The following is a 23,953-nucleotide window of genomic DNA, read 5'->3' as shown; positions in this document are numbered from 1 at the left end:
TCATGCGATCAGCGGAAGTGCCTCAGGTGTTCCAGCTCAGGTTGTTGCAAGCCTCGCACTCGTCCTTCATCAGACCCATCTTCACCAGCAGGGAGTGCACCTTGCAGCCCACGCAGAAACCCAGCACGGTCTCCATCCACATGAAACCCAGGCAGACCCAGACCAGCACCAGCGGGATCCACTTGGGCATGTAGTTGAAGGTGGTGGGCAGCACCTCGTGCATGGCCACCGCATTGACCCAGCCGGCGAAGGTGTCCGGGTTGAAGAAGACCAGGCAGACCGCGATGAAACTCGCGCCGATCGACCAGGCGAAACGCTTGGGCGTCAGCGGCTTCCACACCGGGGCATGGTGACGCGCCAGCAGGCTGGCGATGTAGATGGTGGGCGAGAAACGCGCCGTGATGGCGAACATGCCCGCCAGCATCTCGAACAGCGCGTACAGCAGCACCCAGGTCTGCAGCGTGTAGTCGTAGGTACGGCGGATGGCTTCCACGTGGTAGAGGATGCGCTCATCGAAGTCCGTCTCGAAGGTGTCCTTGATGTAATTGCCGGTCACCACCCAGTTCGAGCCAAACACCGCGTCGTACAGCGTGAAGGCCATGAACAGGGGGATGGCCAGCATGATGCCGGCGCGGATGCGCACCGCGATGTCGTTGATGAACAGCGTGTCGGCGGCCGGGTCCTGGAACCAGAGCTTGCGAAAGGTGGAGAAGAACGGCCCGTGGGCTTTTTTCAGTGGCATGGATGGTCTCTCGGCATGAAGGTATGCATACAACCCCACCCCACCGCCCCCTGCGGGCGCACATCCGTGGACGGGATTCACATAATTAAGAATGTGAGCATATAAGAAAGTTCCACTACTCCGCAAGCGGGAGATCACGCAGGGCACGGACCGAGCCCTCGATCCTAGGGTTTACCCGCCCCCGCGCTGCGTATAAAGATCGAAACGCTTCATGAAAACGTGGCGCTGCTCCTCACTCACCCCGCTGAAGGCAAAACGCAGCGCCAGACGCGGCAGGCGCATCAGGGCGATCACCCGCGGGGGCTCCACGCGCCAGGCCAGTTGCAGGCGACCGGCCCCCAGACTCACCTGCGCCTGCGAGCCGGTGACTTGATAGGGATGTGCCCCCACCGCACGCGGCAGCCACAAGAGCCACTCGGCCTCGGTGCAGGCCATGTCGCGCTCGAAGGTCTCGGGGTAGAAGGATTGCACGAGGGATGTTGGGCTTGGCCGGGCTCAGCCCGAACGGAAGAAACTAGCCACCCGCAATCGGCGGCCAGATCGCCAGCACGTCGCCTTCGACCAGCGCGCGCGTGGTCCGCTGCTCGGGCGGGATGTACACGCCGTTGACCAGCACCAGGTGCACCAGCTTGTGCGGCAGGCCATAGGGTTCGATCACCTGCGTGATGGTGGCGCCGGGCGTCACGTCTACGGCGATCTGGTTGTCGCCGCGCGCCTGCGGCGGCAGGTAGTCGGTCAGCGAAGCGAAGAGCTTGAAGGTGATCTTCATCACCAGCAATTATCGACGGTCATGCCCGCCGACGCGCATCGTCCGCCCCGCTCCAGTGGCCCTGCGCCTGCGCGCAGGCGAGATACGCCGGCACCAGCTGCGTGGGGTCCTTGAGCAGTTCGTCCTTCCAGCCGCCGAGCTTCACCTGGCCTTCGACCAGGCCGCGCATCACACCCACGTGTTCGGTCCAGCCCACGCTGTTGCAGCCCACCAGCACGTCGCCCTGGAACTGCAGGCTCAGGTGGCGCCAGGCCGGCGCATCGGTCAGCTCGGCGTGCTGGCCGCCGGGGGCGCCCTGCCAGTTGCCGAAGCTGGTGGAGATCAGGCCCAAGGTGTCCAGCACGTTGATCTGCGTGACGCCGCGCAGCACGGCGCGCTTGCCCGGCCGGTTCTGCAGCGCCATATTGAGTGCAGCCACCCGCGCCTGCTCGGCCGCATTGGGCTGGATGGCACTCACCACCGTGGTGCCGCTGACCTTGTCAAAGGCCTCGGCGCAGTCACCCGCGGCGTAGATGCCCGGCACGTTGCTCTGCATGTGCTCGTCGGTCAGCACACCCTGCAGGCACTTCACGCCCGTCTTCTCCAGGAAACCGATCGCCGGTTTCACGCCGGTGGCGCTGATGACCAGGTCCACGTTGAGCGTCTTGCCGTTGGACAGTTTCACGTCCAGCGTCTTGTCCTTGCCCTGGGCGATGGACTCCACGCGCGTGCCGGTAAACACCGTCACGCCCTTGGCCTCCACCCACTGCTTGATCATCCCGCCCGCCGCCGGGCCCATCATGCGCGGCACCATGCGGTCGCCCATCTCCACCACCGTCAGCGCCACGCCACGCGCGGCCAGCGCTTCCAGGATGATGCAGCCGATGAAACCCGCGCCCATCTGCAGCACACGTGCGCCTTTGGCGGCACGGGCCTGGATGGCGCGCGCATCGGCGAGCGTCCAGCAGCTCTCCACACCGGGCAGGTCGATGCCCGGGATGGGCGCGCTCACCGGGTTGGAGCCGGTGGCGATCAGCAGCGTGTCGAAGGCCAGTGATGCCCCGTTGTCCAGCGTGACCTGCCTGCCCTGGGTGTCCACAGCGGTGGCGCGCGCCTGCACGGCCTCGATGCGCAGGTCGCTGTAGTGGCGCGCACCCTTGCGCAGCAGCGTGCCCTCTTCGCCGATGTTGCCCATCAGCAGGTAGGGGATGGCCATGCGCGAGTACGGCGCCTCGCGCTCGTCCCCCACCAGGGTGATGCGGTCGTCCGGTGCCTGCCTGCGCAGGGTCTCGGCCGCGATCACACCGGCCGGGCCGGCGCCCAGGATCACGTGGTGGACCATCTCAGAGTCCCAGGCGCTTCTTGGTCGCGGGCGTGGGCCGGCCTTCGGTGTCCCAGCCGCGCACCTCGTAGTACTTGGGCAGCATCTTGGCCAGTTCGTTGACCTTGCCCTTGGCCGGGCCGGTCTTGGCCGGCTCGGTCAGCAGACGTTTCGGCAGCGAGTCATCCGCCTTGGTCAGGCCGGCGCGGTTGTTGAACTCGCGCTCCATGTTCCAGATGCGCTCGCCGATCTTCTCCAGTTCCTCGGTCGTGTACTGCTCGCCGATCGCGCCCTGCAGCTGCGGCGCCAGGTCGGCCAGGCCCCAGGCAAAGGTGGTGAACACGCACAGGCCCGACGAATCGAAGGCCGCGGTCGCGTCCTGGAAGGCCTTCACCAGTTCGGGCTTGCCCTCGTGCTGCAGCGGATCGGTCTTGACCGGGATGCCCAGCACTTCCGAGGCAATCGTGTAACCGCGCAAGTGGCAGCCACCGCGGTTGCTGGTGGCGTAGGCCAGGCCGATGCCCTGGATGCCGCGCCCGTCGTAGGCCGGGAACTCCTGGCCCTTGGAGGTCATGGACAGTTCGGGGTGGCCGTACTTGGCGGTCAGGCGCTTGCTGCCCTGGCCGATCTCCTTGCCGAAACCGCGGCCATGCACCGTCTCGTCCACCAGGAAGGCCAGCGCCTTGGCCGAACCGAAGGGCGCCTCGATGCCGATCTGCTCCTTGGTGAGCACGCCTTTTTCATAGAGCTCCATCACCGCGCCCACGGTGGCGCCGAAGCTGATGGGGTCGATGCCTTCCTCGTTGCAGATCATGGTGGCGTACTGCAGGCACTCCAGGTCGTTCACACCATTGGCCGCGCCCAGCGCCCAGGCCGCTTCGTACTCCAGGCCGCCGGAGGCGCCCCAGTACTGCGGCTTGTTGGCCACGGTGAAGTGGTTCTCGTCCATCTTGCTGATGCGCCCGCAGGCGATGGTGCAGCCGAAGCAGGCCTGGTTGGTCACCAGCTGCTTCTTGCCGTCGGTCTTGCGCGGCGTGGCCATGGCCTCGGCCGAGATGTCCTTGGCCCCTTCGAACTGCACGTCCTGGTGGTTGCGCGTGGGCAGTGCGCCCACCTCGTTGATCACGTTCATCAGCACCTGGGTGCCGTAGGCCGGCAGGCCCTGGCCGGTGACCGCGTTGTCCTTGAGGATCTGCTTCTTTTCCTTCACGGCCTTCATGAAAGCCTTGGGGTCGCGGATATTGCCCACGCCCTTGGTGCCGCGCACCGCGATGGCCTTCAGGTTCTTGCTGCCCATCACCGTGCCCACACCCGAGCGGCCGGCCGCGCGGTGCAGGTCATTGACCACGGCGGCGAACAGCACGCCGTTCTCACCGGCCTTGCCGATGCTGGAGACACGCAACAGCGGGTCCTGCAGGCTCTTCTTCAACGCCTCCTCGGTCTTCCAGACGCTCTGGCCCCAGAGGTGGCCGGCGTCACGCAACTCGGCAACGTCGTCGTTCACATACAGGTAGACCGGTTTGGGCGACTTTCCTTCGAAGATCACCATGTCCCAGCCGGCCATCTTGAACTCGGCGCCCCAGTAACCGCCCGAGTTGGAGCAGGCGATGGCGCCCGTCAGCGGGCTCTTGGTGATGACGGTGTAGCGCCCGCCGGTGGAGGCCATGGTGCCGGTCAGCGGGCCGGTGGCCCAGATGATCTTGTTGCCCGGCGAGAGCGGGTCGACCTTGGCGTCCACCTCTTCCACCAGGTATTTGGAGCCCAGGCCGCGCGAGCCCAGGTAAGCGTGCGCCCAATCCATGTTCAGCGGCTCCGAGGTCACGGTGCCCTTCGTCAGATCGACGCGGAGAATTTTTCCAGCCCAAGACATAGTCGTTCTCCTTAAGCGGCGGAAGGTTGGTTGCCGAGCTTGTTGGCCCACTGTTCCATCTTGCCCAGGCCGGTCCAGTTGGCGTCGATGAAGGTGATGGCCCCGGTCGGGCAGGCTTCGGCGCAGGCCGGTTCGCCGCCGCACAGGTCGCATTTCTGCACCTTGCCGGTTTCCTGCACGTAGTTGATGGTGCCGAAGGGGCAGGCGATGGTGCAGACCTTGCAGCCCACACAGGTGGAGTCGTTCACCACCTTGGCGCCGGTCTCCTTGTTGACCGTGATCGCCTCCACCGGGCAGGCGTGCAGGCACCAGGCCTCGTCGCACTGGGTGCAGGTGTAGGGCACTTTCTTGCCGGTGTGGTGGAAGTCGAAGACCTTGATACGCGACTTGGCGGTGGCGAAGGTGCCGTAGTTCTCGAAAGAACAGGCCATTTCGCACTGCAGACAGCCGGTGCATTTGTCTGCGTTGATGTGCAACACCTTTTGCATGTGTGTCTCCTCTGGGTAATCGTGCCGCGGCCGGCACTTTGCCTATGAACCTATGTGCATAGGATTCTTTGGCGGCGCACCTCCGAAGGGACTAGGGAGAACCCTAGTCACCCAGTCGCCTGCTGCGCTTTATTCTCAAAATGCAACACCCCCCAAAGGCTGGCATGATGCTCGCCAGAAACGCAGCACCACCGCCGTCCACCATGTCCGCCACGCCCAGCCCCCAGCCCGTCTCGCGCCTGGCACGCATCGCGCAGGCCCGCCAGTTGGCCATGCAGGAGGCCGCCCCCCTGGCCGGCGGCCTGGTGGAGCCCTGGATCGCGCAGAGCTGGCAGCGCTGCCTGGCCCGCGGCCTGCGCCCGCAGGAGCGCGTGAACTTCGAAGCCGTCACCACCGCCGTGATGCGCCAGGCCTCGGAAGCCAACCACAAGCTGATGCAGGCCGCGCGCCCCATCCTCAAGCAGCTCGGCAGCGCCCTGGCCGAGACGCGCTATTTCGCCATCCTCACCAACCACGAAGGCGTGGTGATCGACACCGACGGCCCCATCGACCGCAGCGACCGCCGCGCCACCCTCATCACCCGCGTGGGCGTGGACCTGTCGGAGAAAAACGTGGGCACCACCGCCATCGGCGCGGCGCTGCGCGAGCTGCAGCCGGTCTGGCTGCACCGGGGTGAACACTTCTTCCAGGACACCTCGGTCTACAGCTGCGCCGGCTCGCCCCTGTTCGGCCCCGACGGCCGCTGCGTGGGCATGCTGGACCTCACCGGTGTGGAAGCCGCCGAGCGCCCCGAACTGCGCCACCTGGCCACCCACGCCGCGCGCCGCATCGAAAACGCGCTCATGCTGCAACGCCCGCACCGCCTGCTGCTGCGCCTGAACTGGCCCGGCATGCCGCTGGGCGACGACGCCGACGGCCTGCTGGCCCTGGACGCCGACGGCATGGTCAGTGCCTCCAACCGCGCGGCACGCCAGCTGCTGCCCATGCTGGGCGGTCCGCACCACGAGCTGCACAGCCGCGACCTCTTCGCCCTGCCCTGGGAAATGCTGTTCGACGCCGCGCGCCAGGGCCAGCCGGTGGAAGTGCCGCTGTGGTCCGGCCTGCGCCTGCAGGCGCGCGCCGAACTGGTGGGCCGCGCCGCCGGCCCCGCCGTGGCCGCCCCGCGTGTGACGACCACCACCCAGCCCCTGCGCGACGTGGAAACCGGCCTGATCCGCAAGGCCGTGGAAGACGCCCGCGGCAACGTGGCCCAGGCCGCGCGCAACCTGGGCATCAGCCGCGCCACGGTCTACCGCAAGCTCGGTACCGGCAAGCGGGACTGAGCCCCAACCTTCACCCCCGGGCCGGCATGCGACTGACGAGCCATCTGGCACTCATGCTCCTCTCGCTCGGCGTGGCCGGTTATGCCCTGGTCGTCTACGGCTTGCTGCCGCTGGGCATCGGACTGCACCCGGACATGCGCGCCACCTTCGAGGCCCAGCGCATCGGCATCTATGCCCACGTCTTTGCCGCGGTGTTCACACTCGTCCTCGGGCCCTTCCAGTTCTCCACGCGCCTGCGTGCAGCCCGCCCCCACCTGCACCGCTGGATGGGTCGGCTCTACCTGGGCATCGGTGTGCTGGTGGGTGGCTTGGCGGGCCTGTACATGGCCTTTTTCGCCTTTGGCGGGCCGGTCGCCAGGCTGGGCTTCGGCCTGCTCGCGCTGGGCTGGCTGTACACCGGCCTGCGCGCCTACCTGGCCATCCGTGCGCGCCAGGTCGTGGAACACCGCCGCTGGATGGTGCGCAACTACGCACTCACCTTCGCTGCCGTCACGCTGCGGCTCTGGCTGCCCGCGTCCTTCGCGGCCGGCCTCCCTTTCGAACTGGCCTATCCCGTCATTGCCTGGCTGTGCTGGGTGCCCAACCTGCTGGTGGCCGAGCGCATGCTGCAGCCCAGGCCGGCCTGAACCCGGCGCGCCCTCAGGCCGCCGGCTTGCGCCGCACCACGTAGCGCAGCAGCAGCTGCGCCACCCCGCCCAGCAGCGAAAAGCCCATCATCAGCAGGCCCAGGCCCACCGGGCCATCGTGCTCGAGCAGGCCCACCACGTAACTGCCGAATGAGCCCAGCACCTGCTGCGAGGCGCCGGCCACGGCCGCAGCGGCACCGGCCAGCGCGGGGATCAGGCCCACCGTGCCCGAAATCGCGGTCGGCGAAATCATCCCGTGGCCGAAACCCAGCAGCATCAGCGGCAAGGCAAAGGCCCAGGGCGTCCGCAGGCCTGCCCAGGCCAACAGCAGCATGAGCCACAAACCCGCCTGCACCGAGAAGAACCCCAGCCCCATCAGGCGGCTGTCGCCGATGCGGTGCACCAGGCGGCTGGTCAGCACATTGCCCAGGATGTAGGGGATGGGCACCGCCATGATGTACCAGCCCATGCGGTCCGGTCCCACGCCGTACTGCGTGAGCACGATGGGGGCGCCCGAGAGGAAACAGTAGAAGGTGGAGGTGAGCGTCGCGATGATGAGCACGTAACACAGGAAGGCCGGTTCGCGCAGCAGCCGCGCGTAGGCGGTGAACAGCGCAGCCAGCCAGTGCGAAGGCACCGCCGCCCGCGCGGGCTTGCGTGCCGGCAGCCCGCGCCAGCCCGCCACCAGGGCCACCAGCGCCAGCGCCGCCGCGATCCAGAAATTGGCCTGCCAGCCCAGGGCCACGTGCACCTGGCCACCCAGCAGCGTGGCCAGCGGCGGGCAGGTGCCCATGGCCATGCCCACATAGGCCATCATGCGCGTACGCTCGCGGCCGCTGAAAAAATCCTGCACCATGGCCCGCCCCACCGACATGCCCGCCGCGCTGCCCGCACCCTGCAGCACACGCCCCAGCACCAGCACGACCAGGTTGGGCGCCAGTGCCGCGATCACCGAGCCCAGCAGGGCCAGCGCCATGCCGCCCAGCAACAGCGGCTTGCGCCCGACACGGTCCGACCAGGGGCCGTAGACCAGTTGCAGGCCGCCGAAGGCCGCCACATAGGCACTGAAGGTCAGCTGCACGCTGGCCTGGCTGGCACCGAATTCCGTGGCCCAGGCCGGCATCGACGGCAGGCACAGGGTCATGGCCAGGATGCCGAAAACGATCTGCAGCAGCAGCGTAGCCATCAGCCAGCCACCGGGATGCGCCGGGGTGGTGGCCACAGGGTCTTGGGTCCTGGAAGTCATGCGGATCACAAAGGGCTGGAAAAGAAAACGGCAGCACGACGGCGCCACCATGTTCAGGCCAGTGTAGACCCGGCCGCAGCCCTTGTCCGATGTGCCGCCGCACTAGCAGATAGAACGGGGCGTGATGAGGCCCCGGCCGTGCGAGATCCAGCGATACCCGGGCTCAGATATCCTCGTTCTTCCCGGGTTTCTGACGCCGTTCAAGCACAAAGGGTTGTGCCTTGCCCCAGGTCTTTACCGCCTGCTGCACGTCCTGCTTGCGCAGACGGGACAGGCGCTCCGAGCCGGGGTCCAGATAGTGCGCCATCGCCATGGCCCGCCCGCGATCCGTGGCGCTTTTCCCCAGCCGGGCTTCCATCGCGTAACTCCAGGCCTGCCATGGCTCGATCTTCTGGAAAGTCTTCGCCCAGGCGAGAGCGATTTCGCGCAACCTGGCCTCACCTGATTGATCAGCCAGCAACTCCACGAACTCACCGAAGGTGTATTGCGTCAACAACGGCCTCGCCTCGGTATGGGGGCGGGAATACCGGGCCCGGGCGACATGCTTGAGCGCGTCGTCCTTGCGGCCATCGGCGAGATCGAGCGCGGCACGCGCCAGGAAATAGTCGAACCCCTGCTGCTTTGGCTTGACACGCGCCAGCAGATGCTCGACCGCCTGCCGTCCCCCCGTCTGCAGCTGCACATAAGCGTAATACGGCAGCATGAAACTGGACTGGGCCGTCAGGTCGTACAAGGCAGCAGCTTCATCGAAAATCGCCTTGGCGGCCGGTAGATTCTTCAGCTTCAGCTCACGGTGCGCCGCGGCAAAGTAAGCCAGGTTGGATCTGACCCGCTGTTTCTGGGCCGCGGCATACATGCCCAAGGGCAGCATGGCTTGCCCCCCCATGGCGTCGGGACCGAGTATTGACGCTGTGCTCCCGTCGGCGGAAGGACGAACGACATACTTGTCAGGTGACTGCAGTTGCCATATCGGTCCGTCGATGCTCTGGATGGCTTCAGCGAGTTCGGCCGAAGGAATGCGATCGGTGGTCGCAAAACGCAGGAGATAAACAGCGCCGGCATTGGCCTGTGGACCGGCATTCAGATGCTCCGGCCGCTGCGCCCAGGCAATGAGTTCGGCATCGGACACCCCCTCCCGACGGTGACCCACCATGGCCGTCTCCCAGACATGCGGAAGCTTCGGCATGTCCCTCACCAGCTGTGAGAAACCTGCCCACGCCTCTTGGGAATGCCCGGCGGCATGCAGCATGCCGAGGTAGTCGCGATAGGCATACGTATCGCCATAACGGCGGGCTCTGCGCAACGTCCCTGCGAGCGCCTCTCCCAGATCGCTCTCCATCAGACGCAGCCGTGTCGCGCTTGAGATGTCGCTGCTCGCGCCGGTATTTTGCGCGGCAGATATCCGATAGAACGGTTCGGCCAGATCGAGGTGCCCTGACCAGTAAAAAAACGACCCCACCTCATACGCGTGGTTGGAAATGCTGACGCGGTTCTCATCCGAGCCTTTGCGAAAGCCGGCATACATCCGCCACACCCGTGCCGCCTCGCGAACTTCACCTTCCTGGTACAGCAGCTTGCCCCACTGGAAAATCGAATTCCAGTGCCCGGGCAGCCGCTCCGCATTGCTTCGGTAGTGCGCCATCGCGGCCTGGCGATCGCCCTGGCTCAGGGCCGCGTCGGCCAGTAGCTCATTCTTCTGGGGCGCTCCATTGAAGCGCCCTTCGATGGATTTCAGGAGGCCCGCGGCCCGGCCGTCATCCGGTGAATACTGTTGATACAGGTCGTAAAGCTGGCTGACCGCATAGAACTCATGGGTGGCATTGCTGGCCGCAGCGAGCCTGTTGTCGGTCTGCGTCTTCAGGTTTCCGCCATCGGCCCAGGTCCAGTAATAGGGACGGAACGGGCGATCGGCATGGTAGAAATTCCCATACCGGCCATAGTCCTGGCGACCTATCCGGCTGATCTGGTCCGCGGCCATATCCGAGATCAGGGACTGCCCCTGCTCCCAGTACATGGCGTCGAATGCCCGTTGATACGCCGACTTGAGCAGCCCCTCCCGTTCGGCAGCACTCGCGTTCTTCGCCTGCGCCAGCTCCGCCTTCGATCGCATCAGCTCGTAATAGGGATGGCCCTTGTAGATGGCATCGATGCTGTTGGCAAACCCGATGGCACCGGTTGCATTGCCCTGGACCACCGAGTAAAACTGGATGCGACGCAGCAGATTGTCATGACCGATCCCCAGCAACAGTTCCAGGTAATCGTGATGCCCCAGCCGTCCGGAGGCAACACTACAACACCACCGTCCCGGATCCGCGTCATACAGCCTGCGGGCATGTTCGACGAAGGACCGATCGACGATGGCCTCCATCTTCGAAGGATCACCCAGCGACAACTGCCCCTTCACCATCTCTTCCAGAGCGAATCCCTGGATGGGATAGCCGATGTCCATCAGGTATTTGGGCATGGCATTGTCGAACTGGGCCCAGTGGTCCCCGTCCACAAAAGCCCGGGCCACCAGATGCTGCCAGTAGTCGCCCGGCAGCTTCATCGCCTCCACCTCGGCCAGCGACTGCCGCTGGTTTCTCAGGCCGTAGCGGGTCGCCAGCAGGTTTTCGTCCAGTTTCAGCAGCAGACGCTTGAGCGGATGCTGCTCCCGCGAAGCCGCGTGTTGCAGCTCGATCAGATTGCCATTGGCATAGGCCAGCACGCCGCTTTCCTCGTCATTCAAGGGCGCCGCCAACACCCTCAGGGCCGCCTCGCGCGTACCGAGAGCCAGCAGGGTGCGCGCCCGCAGCGCCCGATACTCAGGGGATTCGGGCGCCAGCCTGAGCAGCGCCAGATAGGCTTTCTCGGCAAACACCTCCCGTGTCCGCTCCATGTGGCGAGGCACCAGGGCCGCGTACAACAGGAATGCGTACGCATCGCGGGCCGGATTGTCCGCCTCGGCGATCAGGCTGGCCGGCGTCTGCCCCAGTTCCTTGAGGTCCAGCGCCGCGATCGACCTCGTGCCGCCCGCATCGGCAAGCTCCAGGCCCACAGCCTTCATGATCTCAGGCAAACGGGACGCATAGACCTCGATCGGTGCAGTATCCGGCGGCATCGGGATGCCGGTCAGGCGCTGCCATGTGCCATGACCAGCCTGCGCCCAATCACCGACAGCACCCTGGGCAGGATTCCCCGCCGGGCGTTCCTGGCGTCGGACGAGTACCGTCATCTGACCCTGCCTGTCGTGGCCGGCATGCCCCCAGATGATCTGGCGCGCACCGATCGCGTCGGCCAGACCATAAACATCCTTGGGATTCAGCTGGCGCCTGCCTTCACCCAGCGCCTTGGCCACCAGATGCGGATCCGGCAGCTTCCACTGGGTTGCCCGGCTCACGGCGAGACTCAACTCAGCCGTCATCAAGGCCCGTGTGGGTCGATCAAAACCAGCGCCAGTGACCTGGAAAGGAACCACCAACGCATCAAAACGCCCAGACGCCAGCAGCTTGGCATGGAAACTCCGCTCCCTGGCCTGCCAGTCCGAGACCCCACGCGGATAGGCCGCCGGAATCTCGAACTGGGAACTGTCGGGCGCGGGCGACATCGCCGCCAGCCGGGCCGATTGCTGCCACTTTTCCCGCTCACGCTCCATCGCCTGCGCATACCGCAGCGCCTGTTCCTCGGTTGCCCTGGCCTCCGCCTGGGCCATTCGGAACTGTATTCCATACCCCACCAAGCTGAGCAAAAGAATGCCCAGCAGGACAATACGCATCCTCGTCATGTGATCCCCCCTGACATGTCATATCCGCCAAGCCCCGCCCATGTTCTATCCGGGCAATGATGCTGGCAGTGCTGTTTATTCTAGGGGGGACTGTGCCGATCCAGGAAAGTCCTGGACCGCAGGCCACGTCGGTGCGCCCCCGCTCAGACCAGCCCTTCGGCCTTCATCGCCGCCTGCACACCCGCTCCAGCTGCCAGCGCAATAAGAGATGGTGTGGCCGTCTTCTGCGCCAGGCCCCTCAGTAAGATGCCTCCCATGCGTCTGCCACTGCACACCTTCCTGCTGGACCGCTGGAGCGGCCGGTCCACGCGCGCCCATCTCCTCTGGCGCGACATGGTCGGCGTCGGCACGCTCGTCAACCTGCTGTTCAGCTTTGCCGGTCTCATGGTCATCGCGCAGGGCGGGCCGGGTGCCTGGGCCTGGGCCCTGCATTTCGCCCCGCTGCCCTACAACCTGTTCCTGCTGCTGGCGGTGGGCAGATCACCGTGGCAACGCCCCACCGACATGACCCTGGCTGCCGCCTGGTTCGTGGCCATGCTGGTGCTCTGACCCGAGTCGGCGCGCTCGTGCAGCCTCAGACCAGCCCTTCGGCCTTCATCGCCGCCTGCACGCCCGGGCGCGCGGCCACACGGGCCATGTAGGCCGTGAGGTTGGGCAGGCCACTGATGTCGATGGCCACGCGTTTCGTCCAGTTCGTCACGGTGAACAGATAGGCGTCGGCCACGCTGAAGTCCTGGCCCATCAGGTAGTCGCGGCCGGCCAGCTGCTCGTTCACGTACTTCAGGCGGCGCTCGATGTTGGCGCGGCAGAAATCCTTCCACTCCTGCGGCGCGGCCGGGTTGAACAGGGGGCTGAAGGTCTTGTGCAGCTCAGTGCCGATGAAGGTCAGCCAGCCCTGCAGGCGGTAGCGCTCCACCGTGCCGTTGGCCGGCGCCAGCTTCTTGCCGGGCTGGCTGTCGGCCAGGTACTGCACGATGGCCGGGCCTTCGGTCAGCACGCTGCCGTCGTCCAGCTGCAGCGCCGGCACGTAGCCCTTGGGGTTGATGGCCAGGTAGTCGCCACCCGAGGCCGTCTTCTTGTCCTTGAGGTCCACCACCTCGGTGTCGTACTTCAGGCCCAGTTCTTCGAGCACGATGTGGGGGGAAAGGGAGCAGGCGCCGGGTTTGATGAAGAGTTTCATGGGGTGGGTCTCGCGATGAAGGTGGATGCGCCCGCCAGCGGGCGGGAAGGGCCGCGTCAGTTTAAGCAATCAGCGCCACCTTTGCGCGCGCCGGGTCTATCAGGCCATCAGCGCCCGGTGTTTCTCCAGCGCCTCGCGCACGATGGGCAGCACGCCTTCGCCGCCCTCATCGAGCAGGGCCTTGAATTCGCGCTGCATGCGTGGCTCCCAGAACTTGGCGATGTGGTTGGCCAGGCCTTCCAGCGCCTCGGCCCGGTCGGGCTGGGACTGGAAGAAGGTGCCGATCTGGTTGGCCATGCGGACCAGGTGTTCGCGGTTCATGATGACTTGCTCTCAAGTGAAATTCGTTCGGGATGGCTGTAGACGCACAGGTCGGCGCCGCGCGCAAAACCCAGCAGCGTGAGGCCGCAGCCGCGCGCGGTGTCGATGGCCAGGCCCGTCACCGCCGAGACGGCGGCCAGCAGGCCCACGCCGGCGCTGGCGGTCTTCTGCACCATCTCGTAGCTGGCGCGGCTGGTCACCACGATGAAACCCTCACCCGCCGGCAGGCCGGCGCGATGCAGCGCGCCCAGCAGCTTGTCCAGCGCGTTGTGGCGGCCCACGTCCTCGCGCAGCAGGGCGATCCGGCCATCGGCCGTGCACCAGGCCGCCGCGTGCGAGGCGCCGGTCACGCCCTGCAGCAGCTGGCGCTCGCGCAGGCCGGACAGCGCGGCGGACACGGCGCCGGCCTCGAAACGAGTCGTGGTCTGCAAGGGCAGCGGCGCACGCACCGCCTGCGCCAGGCTGTCGGTGCCGCACAGGCCGCAGCCCGTGCGCCCGGCCAGCGTGCGCCGGCGATCTTTCAGGCGTGCAAAGCAGGCCGCCGCGATGTCGAGTGAGAGCGTGATGCCCTGCGCCGTCTCGCCCTGCTCCATGTCGTAGATCTGCGCCGGGCTGTCCACGATGCCTTCGCTGCAGCTGAAGCCGATGGCGAAGTCCTCCAGGTCCGAGGGCGAGGCCAGCATCACCGCGTGCGAGACGCCGTTGTAGACCAGGGCCACCGGCACCTCCTCGGCCACCCAGTCCGTGGTCTCGAAGACGGCGCCGCCGCGCAGGCCGCGCACGGCCGTGGCGCGGGCACCGGCCACCGGCGGGTAGGGCAGTTCATGCATGTGCATGGCCTGCCTCCCTACTTCCCCACCACTTCCGGGTGCGCCGCCTGCAGGTGCTGCAGCTGTTCCTTGTTGAAGCGCTGGTAGCCCTTCTGCCAGGCTGACAGCCCCCACGACGGCCGAGCCGTCTGCCCCCCGAGGGGGCTAACTTCGGCTTGGGGCGGCCCGGCGCCGAAGTTGCTGGGTTGCGTCACCGGCATCACCTGCACCGCCGTCACCTTGTACTCGGGGCAGTTGGTGGCCCAGTCGGAGTTGTCGGTGGTGATCACGTTGGCGCCCGACTCGGGGAAGTGGAAGGTGGTGTAGACCACACCCGGCTGCACCCGCTCGGTGATGGTGGCGCGCAGCACCGTCTCGCCCGAACGGCTCTGGATGCCCACCCAGTCGCCGTCCTGGATGCCGCGGTCTTCCGCGTCCTGCGGGTGGATCTCCAGCCGGTCCTCGCTGTGCCACAACACATTCTCGGTGCGGCGGGTCTGCGCGCCCACGTTGTACTGCGAGAGGATGCGCCCCGTGGTCAAAATCAGCGGGAACAAACGCGTGACCTTCTCGTCGGTGGGCACGTACTGCGTGATGATGAACCGGCCCTTGCCGCGCACGAAGGTTCCGATGTGCATGGTGGGCGTGCCCTCGGGCGCCTCGTCGTTGCAGGGCCACTGCACGCTGCCCAGCTGGTCGAGCTTGGCAAAACTCACGCCCTTGAAAGTGGGCGTGAGCGCGGCGATCTCGTCCATGATCTCGCGCGGATGCTGGTAGTTCATGGGGTAACCCAGCGCGTTGGACAGCATCTGCGTCACCTCCCAGTCGGCGTAACCGGCCTTGGGCGGCATCACCTTGGTCACGCGCGAGATGCGGCGTTCGGCGTTGGTGAAGGTACCGTCCTTTTCCAGGAAGGAGGCGCCGGGCAGGAAGACGTGGGCGTACTTGGCGCTTTCGTTGAGGAACAGGTCCTGCACCACCACGCACTCCATGGCTTCGAGCGCATGGGCCACGTGCTGGGTGTCCGGGTCGGACTGCACCGGGTCTTCGCCCTCGCAATACAGGGCCTTGAAGCTGCCGTCCAGGGCAGCGTCCAGCATATTGGGGATGCGCAGGCCGGGCTCGGCGCGCAGCGATACGTTCCACGCGCTCTCGAAAGCGGCGCGCGCCGTGCTGTCCGACACATGGCGGTAACCAGGCAGCTCGTGCGGGAAGGAGCCCATGTCGCAGCTGCCCTGCACGTTGTTCTGGCCGCGCAGCGGGTTCACGCCCACGCCTTCGCGGCCCACGTTGCCCGTGGCCATGGCCAGGTTGGCAATGCCCATCACCATGGTGGAGCCCTGCGCGTGCTCGGTCACGCCCAGGCCGTAGTAGATGGCACCGTTCTTTCCTTTGGTGGCAAACAGGCGGGCCGCGCCGCGGATCTGCGCGGCCGGCACACCGGTGACGGCCTCCATGGCTTCGGGCGAGTTCTCGGGCCGGGCCACGAACTCGCGCCATTCCTTGAAGGACTTCAGGTCGCAACGCTCGGCCACGAAGGCCTCGTCCACCAGGCCCTCGGTCACCACCACGTGGGCCAGCGCGCTGATGATGGCCACGTTGGTGCCCGGCTTGAGCTTGAGGTGGTAGTCCGACCTGATGTGCGGGCTCTTGACCAGGTCGATCTGGCGCGGGTCCACCACGATGAGTCTGGCGCCAGCGCGCAGGCGCTTTTTCAAACGCGAGCCGAACACCGGGTGGCCGTCGGTCGGGTTGGCGCCGATCACCATGATGATGTCGCTCTTCTCCACCGACTTGAAGGTCTGCGTGCCGGCCGATTCACCCAGCGTCTGCTTCAGGCCGTAACCCGTGGGCGAGTGGCACACGCGGGCGCAGGTGTCCACGTTGTTGTTGCCGAAAGCGGCGCGCACCAGCTTCTGCACCAGGTAACCTTCTTCATTGGTGCAACGCGAAGACACCAGGGCACCCACGGAATCGCGGCCGTATTTGGCCTGGATGCGCTTGAATTCGCTGGCCGTGTGTTGAATAGCCTCTTCCCAGCTCACCTCCGTCCACGCGTCGTGGATGCTCTTGCGGATCATGGGCTTGGTGATGCGGTCCTTGTGCGTGGCATAACCCCAGGCAAACCGGCCCTTCACACAGGCATGGCCTTCGTTGGCCTTGCCGTCTTTCCACGGCACCATGCGCACCACCTCGTTGCCCTTCATCTCGGCCTTGAAGCCGCAACCCACGCCGCAATAGGCGCAAGTCGTCGTCACGCTGTGCTCGCTCTGGCCCAACCAGATCACGCTCTTCTCCTGCAGCGTGGCCGTGGGGCAGGCCTCCACGCAGGCGCCGCAGCTCACGCACTCGCTCTCCATGAAAGGCTGGTCCTGGCCCGGCGACACCCGGCTCTCGAAACCGCGGCCCGAGATGGTCAGCGCAAACGTGCCCTGCGTCTCTTCACAGGCCCGCACGCAGCGGTTGCAGACGATGCATTTGGAAGCGTCGTAGCTGAAGTAGGGGTTGGAATTGTCGATCTTGGGCTTGCTCTCGCCGCGGAAATGGTTGGCGCCCGTCATCGCATCGCCCATGCCGTAGCGCACCTCGCGCAGGCCCGTCACGCCAGCCATGTCCTGCAGCTCGCAGTTGCCGTTGGCGGAACAGGTCAGGCAGTCCAGCGGGTGGTCGGAGATGTAGAGCTCCATCACGTTCTTGCGCAGCTCCTGCAGCTTGCTGGTCTGCGTCTTCACCTTCATGCCGGCCTCGGCCGGGGTGGTGCAGCTGGCGGGGTAACCGCGGCGGCCTTCCACTTCCACCAGGCACAGGCGGCAGGAACCAAAGGGCTCCAGGCTGTCGGTGGCGCAGAGCTTGGGCACCTTCACGCCGGCATCCACCGCCGCGCGCATCAGCGAGGTGCCCTCGGGCACGGTGACGCTCTGGCCGTCGATCTCCAGCGTCACTTCCTTGACCGACTCGCGCCGGGGCGTGCCGTAGTCGATGTCGAGTTTGAGGTGGTTCAGCATGGCAATTCCTTTCAGGCGGCCTTGCGGTCCGGCTTGGACAGACCGAAGTCTTCGGGGTAATGGTTGAGCGCGGACAGCACGGGGAACGGCGTCATGCCGCCCATGGCGCAGAGCGAGCCGTTGACCATGGTGTCGCAGAGGTCGCGCAGCAGCTTGACCTGCTGCGGGCGGTTCTGCGCATCGCCCTGGGTGATGCGGTCGATGGTCTCCACCCCGCGGGTGGAGCCGATGCGGCAGGGTGTGCACTTGCCGCAGGATTCGATGGCGCAGAACTCCATGGCGTAACGCGCCAGCCTGGACAGGTCGGCCGTGTCGTCGTGGATCACGATGCCGCCGTGGCCCACCGTGGCGCCCACGGCCGTCCAGCCCTCGTAGTCCATGGGCAGGTCCCAGTGCGCTTCGGGCACATAGGCGCCCAGCGGGCCGCCCACCTGCACCGCCTTGATGGGCCGGCCGCTGGCCGTACCGCCGCCGTAGTCGACCATCAGCTCGCGCAGCGTCACACCAAAGGCCTTTTCCACCAGGCCGCCGTGCTTGACGTTGCCCGCGATCTGGATGGGCAGCGTGCCCCTGGAGCGGCCCAAACCGTAGTTGGCGTAGAAAGCCGCGCCGCGCGCCAGGATGATGGGCACCGAGGCAAAGGTGATCACGTTGTTGATGACGGTCGGCTGGCCGAACAGACCCTTGAGCGCGGGGATCGGCGGCTTGGCGCGCACCACGCCGCGCTTGCCCTCGATGCTCTCCAGCATGGCGGTTTCTTCGCCGCACACGTAGGAACCCGCGCCCTTGCGCACTTCCAGGTGGAAGGCCTGGCCCGAGCCCAGCACGCCCTTACCGTCTTTATTGCCCAGGAAGCCGGCCTCCGTGGCGCGGGCGATGGCCTCGTTCAGAGCGGCAATCGCGTGCGGGTACTCGCTGCGCACATAGATATAACCACGCGTGGCGCCCGTGGCCATGGCAGCTATCGTCATGCCCTCGATGAGCATGTAGGGGTCGCCCTCCATGGTCATGCGGTCAGAGAAGGTGCCCGAGTCGCCCTCGTCGGCATTGCAGACCACGTACTTCTGCTCGGCCTGGGCCGCGGCCACCGTCTTCCACTTGATGCCGGCCGGGAAAGCCGCGCCACCACGGCCGCGCAGGCCCGAGTCCAGCACCTGCTGCACCACCTCGGTGGGTTTCAGCGTCAGCGCCTTGCACAGGCCGGCGTAGCCCTCGTGCGCCTGGTAGTCGTCCAGCGAGACCGGGTCCGTGATGCCCATGCGGGCGAAGGTCAGGCGCTCCTGTTTCTTCAGGTAGTCAATCTCGTCCGTCAGGCCCAGGCCCAGCTTGTGCGCGCCGCCGTTGTGGAAACCCACGTCAAACAGGCCGGCCACGTCTTCAGGCTGCACCGGGCCATAGGCCACGCGGCCCTTCTTGGTGGCCACTTCCACCAGCGGCTCCAGCCAGAACATCCCGCGCGAACTGTTGCGCACGAGTTCGATGGGGATGCCGCGCTGGCGCGCCTGCAGGGCGATCACGGCGGCCACCTCGTCGGCCCCCAGGGCCAGGGCCTCCGAATCGCGCGGCACGTAAATCTTGATCTTGCTCATGCAGCCTCCTTCAGCTGCGCCAGCAGGTGGTCGAACCTGGCGTGGCTCACGCGGGCATAGGGCTTGTCGTTGATGCTCATGGACGGGGCCGTGGCGCACAGGCCCAGGCAGTAGACGGACTCCAGCGTCACGTTCTGGCCCTTGGCCTGCTTGCTGGCGTGCTCCCACAGCGCTTCGGAGCCGCAGGACTGGCAAGCCTCGGCCCGGCAGACCTGCACCACGGCGCCCTTGGGCGCCTCGGTGCGAAAGTGGTGGTAGTAGCTGATGACCCCGTGCACCTCGGCGCGTGAGAGGTTCAGCGCCTCGGCGATGTCGGCCACGGCCTCGGGCGGCACATGGCCCAGTTCGTCCTGGATGTCGTGCAGGATGGGGAGCAGCGCCCCCGGCATGCCCCTCTTGTCGTCCAGCACCCGGCGTATGGTGCTCTGGACCTGGTTGTTGCTTGTCATGTCTGCCTCGCTTTACAGCGACGCACCCAGGGAAAGGGCACGTCTAAGGAGGCGGAGTCTCAGCCTTATTTACAGCAGGGGCAAATTGATTCGGGACATGCACGTATTTAGTTTGCTGATGTATGCAAGCAGCTGCATAGATCCTATGCAGTACGCTGCATGGTCGTGCGCACGACCATGCACTTCACTCGAACTCGACCCGGTAGCCCAGCTCCCACACCGCGTCGGACTGGCGGTCCAGCGGCAGCTTGCCGGTGGCATAGGTCAGCTGCCAGCCCGAGTCGTGGCGCAGGGTGGCGGCGGCGTAGCGGTGGCGGTCCAGCCCGGCAGCTTCGATGGCCGCTGCCGGGTTCTGCTCCTTGAAATAGCGCCAGCTCCATTCGAACTTCACCTGTTTGCCCTGCACCACCCCCAGCGGGCTGCTCATGGCGATTTCGATGTTGGCGCGGTCGTAGTCCGGCGGGTCGCCCAGCAGCGCGGTGCGATCCGGGTCCTTGCCGGGCTGCACCCGCTCCAGGGCCAGGCGCAGCTTGGGAAAGGCATCGGGCGAGGCCGTGAGCCCCAGGGGATGGCCGGTGAGCCAGCGCGCCAGGCGGAAAGGCCAGTCCAGCGGGTTGGCCTGGTTGACAAAGGAGCCCGGCGCGGGCCGGTAGACCGTGGTGAGGTGCGCGCCGAAGGTTTCGTTGCGGCGGTCAAAACGCTGGTCCGATTCCAGCGAGCCGATGAGGCCGGTAAACAGCACCAGCGCATCACCACTGCGCGAACGCGCGGCCTCCTCGCGGCACTGGGGCAGCGTGGCCGGGTCCGTCGGGTCGCAGCCCGAACCCGGGCCGCCCAGGGTGACGGCGCTGGCGTACTGGTAGACGTAGTTGAGCTCCAGGCCCGTCTTCAGGAAATCGCTGGGGTTGATGTCGCGGTTGAAGGCGACGTTGCCCTCGGCCTTGAAGTCCAGGTCCAGCTTGTGGAAAGACTCTTTCGACAGCTCCTGCGCCTTGGCCGGCGTGGCCACGGTCTTGTCGATCTTGTACGTGAACCCCAAACCGCCCTGCTGGCCGGTGCCCACGCTGGGCTCGAAGTACTTGGGCGTGATGACGATGCCCTTGCCCGCCCCGGCGTCCTGGGCACCCACCTGGGCCGGCCCCAGCAGCAGGCCGATGAGCGCAGCGCTTGCAGCAAAACTTTTCATGGTGAAGCTCCTCAGCGGATGCCGATCTTCTGCAGCCGCTTCTTCAGCGGGGCCGACACCGGCTGGTGCGCCACCATGGCCGCCACCGGCACCGAGGCGCTGCCCTCGTTCTTGAAGCGGAACACCTTGTCCACTAGCTGGGCCAGGTCGTGCACGGACTTGGCCGGGTCCATCAGCACGGCGGTGAACAGGCCCACCAGCTCGGGCACCGTCTTGTTCTCGTGGCCGGCCTCGCGCTGCTGCGTGTAGTAGGTGTTCACGTGCACGATGAGCATGTGGGCCATCTGCGCTGCCACGGCCTTGAGCATGTCCTGGCTGCCGGCGCCGTTGAAAAAAGTCAGGTCCCGCATCTTCTGCAGGCCCATGCCCGGCAGATCGGGGGTGCTGACAAAAGGCCGGATGGACTGGCCGTTGATGCTGAGGAACATGAAGGCGCTGACGTGCGCCTGCGTGGACTTGTCGAGTTCTGCCATGGCGAAGCTCCTGGAAGTGGCGGGCACCCGAAACGCCTGGGCCAGCAGAACCGGGGCGGGTGCCGTCGCCCAGGCCCGGCCCCTGCCCTGCTAAGTCTCTTCCTTGGACTGGCTATCCTTGCCCAGCAGATAACCGGCAATGGCGCCGAACAGCCCGACGATGGGCGTGAGCTGCTCGTTGCTGTAGCCGATGACCAGCAGCAGCGAAGAAAAACCGAGGATGGTGATGACACCGAACACCCGCAATACATGGTGGGCCGGCGCATGCGAACGCCACAGCAGCGCCGTGGCCAGGATCAGGGCCGCAAAGGCAAACAGCAGCACCCCGATGGCGAGGAACTGCACCAGGCTCGGCGACCAAGGCTGGGTCCAGGTGGAAGGCGCGGCCTGCGCCAGGTCCACGGCCTGTTGCGCCGCATCCAGCGCGGCGATGGCGGCATCGGTTTTCGTGGCCATCAGCGTGCTCCCCGTTCCAGCTTGCCGATGCGCGCTTCCAGCTCGGTCAGCTGGCCATGCAGCGCCTTGATGGCGGCCGTCTGCTTGCGCAGCAAATCGGAAAGATCGGCATTGCTGGGCTGCGACGCCTGGGGTGGCGCCTTCTCGATGCCATGCGGCACCTGGAGCATCGTCTTGTCGAGGCCCAACGGCACCTGTTTCGGTAGTGGTTTCTCGATGCCCCGCGGCGCCTGGTCTGCAGAACCACCCCAACTTCGTTCTGCATCACGGGGAGGCGCGGGCGCGGGCGGCAGCTGCGCCCAGCTACTCGCAGCGGCGAGCAGCAAGGCAAGACCAAAGATCAGCTTCATGACGGCTCCTCCTTGAAAAGGACTCCCGGTCAGATCCCGGGCCCATCACCGTCGTATTGTTGGCAAGTGCCGGCCGAAGTAAATCCCATGAACGGGGGATGCGCCAGCGGGTGACCAATGTCTCGGCTTGTCCTGGCTGGCTTGGTGATTAGGGCGAGGTAGACACTGCCTATGGCGGTTCGCGTCCAGCACCCGGCGGATGGTGTGTCTCGCCTGTTCAGCGACACGCCCGGGGAATGGATGCGCCTTACGAGGCGGAGTGTCGACCTCGGATCAGCAGAGGAGCTGTGATTCGGGAGATGCAGGGATTTAGTTTGATGGTGTATGCAATGGGGTGCATGGATGGTATGCACGAATGTGCATGCCGCAGGATTAATTCAGACAAGAGGATTACTCTTGTCTATTTTTTGAGGCATAGCCACGGAGATCGCCATGTAGTGCTTCGTCTTTCACTTTGTCCCACTCGCGTTTGAGCATGGCTTGCGTAGCTGAAACGAGCGAAGCTTGAAGCATCAAATAATCTTCAAGCGTAGAAGATTGAGTCCAGCTTGGCAATTGATCAAGCAATCGTTCAATGTTTTGATCTTCTGGATCGTTTGGATTAAGTTGCAGGCGGATTTGATTTTTCAAACGCTCCATTTCACGATGCAAGTCGGGCAAAGGTTGATGGTTTGGATGAAGAATCCATTGATCACAGAGCGCACACAATTCAGCAATATCCGTACGAATTTTCCCGATCCACTTTACGCGCTCGGATGTAACCGTATTGATAAACGACGTGCGTTTAGACGTCTTTACATTGAAGTAGAGATTCACCAAGCCCAGCACAAACGTAACGGCAACACCAGCTTGCAACAGAAAATCTTTCAGTTCGATATTCATATTGATAACCTAACGTAGTTGCGAATGACGCCGCCGCAGCGTTCGTCCACCAGGCCCAGGATGGCGAAGGGGCCGGAGCCACCATCACTCACGCCACGAAACAGAAACGTTTTTGACCTCGTTTGCATTCCAGGCCGTCACCACACTCGAGACGGTCTTGCCTTGCGCGTTCGAGACGACATGCAGCGAACTCACGTGCAGTCGATACCCAGGCCCCAACTGCTGCTCGGCCATGGCCTTGGCCCGATTGGCCGTCTCTCCGCCCAGGAACATCGGCAGCAGCACGCCCAACAACGCCACCAGCGCCACCCCCGATGCGGCAGGAACTCGCATGTCACGCCACTTGCGACCCGCACCGGTGATGGCCGTACGAACCGGATCACGCCCCAACTCCCGGGCAACCCAGAACAAAAGCCCTGCGGCAAATGCGATGAACGCCAACCACAGGACCGTACCTGAAGGATTCAAGCGAAACTGAGTCCTGGTCAAATCCCAGGGCTGCAGCACAGGCCAAACCACCATCATGGAAAGCATCGCTGCCAACATGAACACGGTGAACCAGCGAATGATGGCTACAGCCCGCAAGTTGCCACGCAGCAGAAACACCCCCGCGATGACGGCGAAGATGTTCAGGCTCGATGAATATGAAATGCTGTTGCTGATGCAGTAGATCATGTAGGCAATGTCGATCACCCCGACAAGCAGCAGGACCCAACCGACTCGCTTGAGTATGGAAAGATGCTGATCAGACATGGTTTTCAAGCTGCGGCTTTCGGATTGGGTCCGTACTTGTTCTGGCCAGCCTGGCTGTCTCGTATGAGAAAGGCGATCAAGACCAGCCCACCGATGAACGGGATGATCGCGATCAACTGCCACCAGCCCGATTTGCCCATGTCATGCAGGCGCCTGGCCGCCACGGCAAAGCTGGGCAGGAGCATCAGCAAGGCATAGAGGGTGCTGAACAGACCAACGTCTGATTTGCGGTTGTAGGTGCCCAGGCCGTTATCCAGAAAGACCAGGGCCACGAAGATCAGCAGATAAAACAGCATGAAATACCAGTACTCGCTACGACGCGAGCGGCCGCTGAAGACGGCGTATTTTTGCAAGGCCAGAAAAAACCAGCTCAT

At 65.3% G+C, this 23,953-nt stretch carries 24 protein-coding genes; 3 read left to right on the top strand and 21 right to left on the bottom strand.

Annotated features, from left to right (window positions below):
* Positions 1 to 22: 22 nt before the first annotated feature.
* The 6 genes from HTY51_RS04470 to HTY51_RS04445 all read right to left on the bottom strand — a co-directional run bounded on the left by HTY51_RS04470 (position 23) and on the right by HTY51_RS04445 (position 5,169).
* A complete protein-coding gene (locus HTY51_RS04470) occupies positions 23 to 742 on the bottom strand; it encodes a DUF4395 domain-containing protein (protein ID WP_174251604.1) in 720 nt (239 codons plus the stop codon).
* Positions 743 to 913: 171 nt separating this feature from the next.
* Positions 914 to 1,213 (bottom strand): hypothetical protein, encoded by a 300-nt coding sequence (locus HTY51_RS04465; protein ID WP_174251603.1) that lies wholly within the window; start codon positions 1,211 to 1,213, stop codon positions 914 to 916.
* Between the two features lie 43 nt (positions 1,214 to 1,256).
* Complete coding sequence (locus HTY51_RS04460; protein ID WP_174251602.1) at positions 1,257 to 1,511, bottom strand: MoaD/ThiS family protein; 255 nt, start codon at positions 1,509 to 1,511, stop codon at positions 1,257 to 1,259.
* Between the two features lie 19 nt (positions 1,512 to 1,530).
* Complete coding sequence (locus tag HTY51_RS04455) at positions 1,531 to 2,832, bottom strand: NAD(P)/FAD-dependent oxidoreductase (RefSeq protein ID WP_174251601.1); 1,302 nt, start codon at positions 2,830 to 2,832, stop codon at positions 1,531 to 1,533.
* 1 nt (position 2,833) lies between these two features.
* A complete protein-coding gene (locus HTY51_RS04450) occupies positions 2,834 to 4,681 on the bottom strand; it encodes an aldehyde ferredoxin oxidoreductase family protein (RefSeq protein ID WP_174251600.1) in 1,848 nt (615 codons plus the stop codon).
* Positions 4,682 to 4,692: 11 nt separating this feature from the next.
* Positions 4,693 to 5,169, bottom strand: a complete 477-nt coding sequence (locus HTY51_RS04445) for a 4Fe-4S dicluster domain-containing protein (protein ID WP_174251599.1) — start codon at positions 5,167 to 5,169, stop codon at positions 4,693 to 4,695.
* 164 nt (positions 5,170 to 5,333) lie between these two features.
* Here HTY51_RS04445 and HTY51_RS04440 point away from each other — a divergent pair, with 164 nt between their 5' ends.
* Entirely contained in the window at positions 5,334 to 6,491 is a 1,158-nt protein-coding gene (locus HTY51_RS04440; RefSeq protein ID WP_254606986.1) for a helix-turn-helix domain-containing protein, read from the top strand.
* Between the two features lie 26 nt (positions 6,492 to 6,517).
* A complete protein-coding gene (locus tag HTY51_RS04435) occupies positions 6,518 to 7,117 on the top strand; it encodes a DUF2306 domain-containing protein (RefSeq protein ID WP_174251598.1) in 600 nt (199 codons plus the stop codon).
* Positions 7,118 to 7,130: 13 nt separating this feature from the next.
* On the opposite strand, the gene HTY51_RS04430 is transcribed toward HTY51_RS04435, so the two are convergent.
* Positions 7,131 to 8,363 carry a Bcr/CflA family efflux MFS transporter gene (locus tag HTY51_RS04430; protein ID WP_174251597.1) on the bottom strand — a complete coding sequence of 411 codons (1,233 nt, stop codon included), beginning with the start codon at positions 8,361 to 8,363 and terminating at the stop codon, positions 7,131 to 7,133.
* Between the two features lie 163 nt (positions 8,364 to 8,526).
* On the bottom strand, positions 8,527 to 12,117 hold the full coding sequence (locus HTY51_RS04425) for a hypothetical protein (protein ID WP_174251596.1): 3,591 nt from the start codon (positions 12,115 to 12,117) through the stop codon (positions 8,527 to 8,529).
* Positions 12,118 to 12,381: 264 nt separating this feature from the next.
* On the opposite strand from HTY51_RS04425, the gene HTY51_RS04420 reads away from it, so the two are divergent.
* The gene (locus tag HTY51_RS04420) at positions 12,382 to 12,675 is read left to right on the top strand and encodes a hypothetical protein (protein ID WP_174251595.1); all 294 of its coding nucleotides are present in this window, start codon (positions 12,382 to 12,384) and stop codon (positions 12,673 to 12,675) included.
* Positions 12,676 to 12,700: 25 nt separating this feature from the next.
* On the opposite strand, the gene gstA is transcribed toward HTY51_RS04420, so the two are convergent.
* The 13 genes from gstA to HTY51_RS04355 all read right to left on the bottom strand — a co-directional run bounded on the left by gstA (position 12,701) and on the right by HTY51_RS04355 (position 23,953).
* A complete protein-coding gene (gene gstA, locus HTY51_RS04415; RefSeq protein ID WP_174251594.1) occupies positions 12,701 to 13,306 on the bottom strand; it encodes a glutathione transferase GstA in 606 nt (201 codons plus the stop codon).
* Positions 13,307 to 13,405: 99 nt separating this feature from the next.
* Entirely contained in the window at positions 13,406 to 13,627 is a 222-nt protein-coding gene (locus HTY51_RS04410; RefSeq protein WP_174251593.1) for a formate dehydrogenase subunit delta, read from the bottom strand.
* Positions 13,624 to 14,463 carry a formate dehydrogenase accessory sulfurtransferase FdhD gene (gene fdhD, locus HTY51_RS04405; protein ID WP_174251592.1) on the bottom strand — a complete coding sequence of 280 codons (840 nt, stop codon included), beginning with the start codon at positions 14,461 to 14,463 and terminating at the stop codon, positions 13,624 to 13,626. Before fdhD ends, HTY51_RS04410 begins: the two co-directional genes overlap by 4 nt.
* An 11-nt stretch (positions 14,464 to 14,474) precedes the next feature.
* Positions 14,475 to 17,441, bottom strand: coding sequence for a formate dehydrogenase subunit alpha (gene fdhF, locus HTY51_RS04400; RefSeq protein WP_174251591.1), 2,967 nt, complete (start codon positions 17,439 to 17,441; stop codon positions 14,475 to 14,477).
* An 11-nt stretch (positions 17,442 to 17,452) separates the two neighbouring features.
* Positions 17,453 to 19,030 (bottom strand): NADH-quinone oxidoreductase subunit NuoF, encoded by a 1,578-nt coding sequence (locus HTY51_RS04395; protein ID WP_174251590.1) that lies wholly within the window; start codon positions 19,028 to 19,030, stop codon positions 17,453 to 17,455.
* The gene (locus HTY51_RS04390; protein ID WP_174251589.1) at positions 19,027 to 19,479 is read right to left on the bottom strand and encodes an NAD(P)H-dependent oxidoreductase subunit E; all 453 of its coding nucleotides are present in this window, start codon (positions 19,477 to 19,479) and stop codon (positions 19,027 to 19,029) included. Before HTY51_RS04390 ends, HTY51_RS04395 begins: the two co-directional genes overlap by 4 nt.
* Positions 19,480 to 19,663: 184 nt before the next feature.
* The gene (locus tag HTY51_RS04385) at positions 19,664 to 20,665 is read right to left on the bottom strand and encodes a hypothetical protein (RefSeq protein ID WP_174251588.1); all 1,002 of its coding nucleotides are present in this window, start codon (positions 20,663 to 20,665) and stop codon (positions 19,664 to 19,666) included.
* Positions 20,666 to 20,676: 11 nt separating this feature from the next.
* Entirely contained in the window at positions 20,677 to 21,138 is a 462-nt protein-coding gene (locus HTY51_RS04380) for a hypothetical protein (RefSeq protein WP_174251587.1), read from the bottom strand.
* 90 nt (positions 21,139 to 21,228) lie between these two features.
* Positions 21,229 to 21,594: a hypothetical protein gene (locus HTY51_RS04375; protein WP_174251586.1), complete on the bottom strand. Its 366-nt coding sequence runs from the start codon at positions 21,592 to 21,594 to the stop codon at positions 21,229 to 21,231.
* A complete protein-coding gene (locus tag HTY51_RS04370) occupies positions 21,594 to 21,944 on the bottom strand; it encodes a hypothetical protein (protein ID WP_174251585.1) in 351 nt (116 codons plus the stop codon). The genes HTY51_RS04375 and HTY51_RS04370 overlap by 1 nt, the downstream gene beginning before the upstream one ends.
* A 390-nt stretch (positions 21,945 to 22,334) precedes the next feature.
* On the bottom strand, positions 22,335 to 22,826 hold the full coding sequence (locus HTY51_RS04365; RefSeq protein ID WP_174251584.1) for a hypothetical protein: 492 nt from the start codon (positions 22,824 to 22,826) through the stop codon (positions 22,335 to 22,337).
* 84 nt (positions 22,827 to 22,910) lie between these two features.
* Positions 22,911 to 23,588, bottom strand: a complete 678-nt coding sequence (locus HTY51_RS04360; protein WP_174251583.1) for a hypothetical protein — start codon at positions 23,586 to 23,588, stop codon at positions 22,911 to 22,913.
* Entirely contained in the window at positions 23,585 to 23,953 is a 369-nt protein-coding gene (locus HTY51_RS04355; protein ID WP_174251582.1) for a DUF805 domain-containing protein, read from the bottom strand. Before HTY51_RS04355 ends, HTY51_RS04360 begins: the two co-directional genes overlap by 4 nt.

Origin of the sequence: Rhodoferax sp. BAB1 (assembly GCF_013334205.1) — a bacterium.
GTDB lineage: Bacteria > Pseudomonadota > Gammaproteobacteria > Burkholderiales > Burkholderiaceae_C > Hylemonella.
This window is presented reverse-complemented; position numbering and strand designations above follow the sequence as displayed.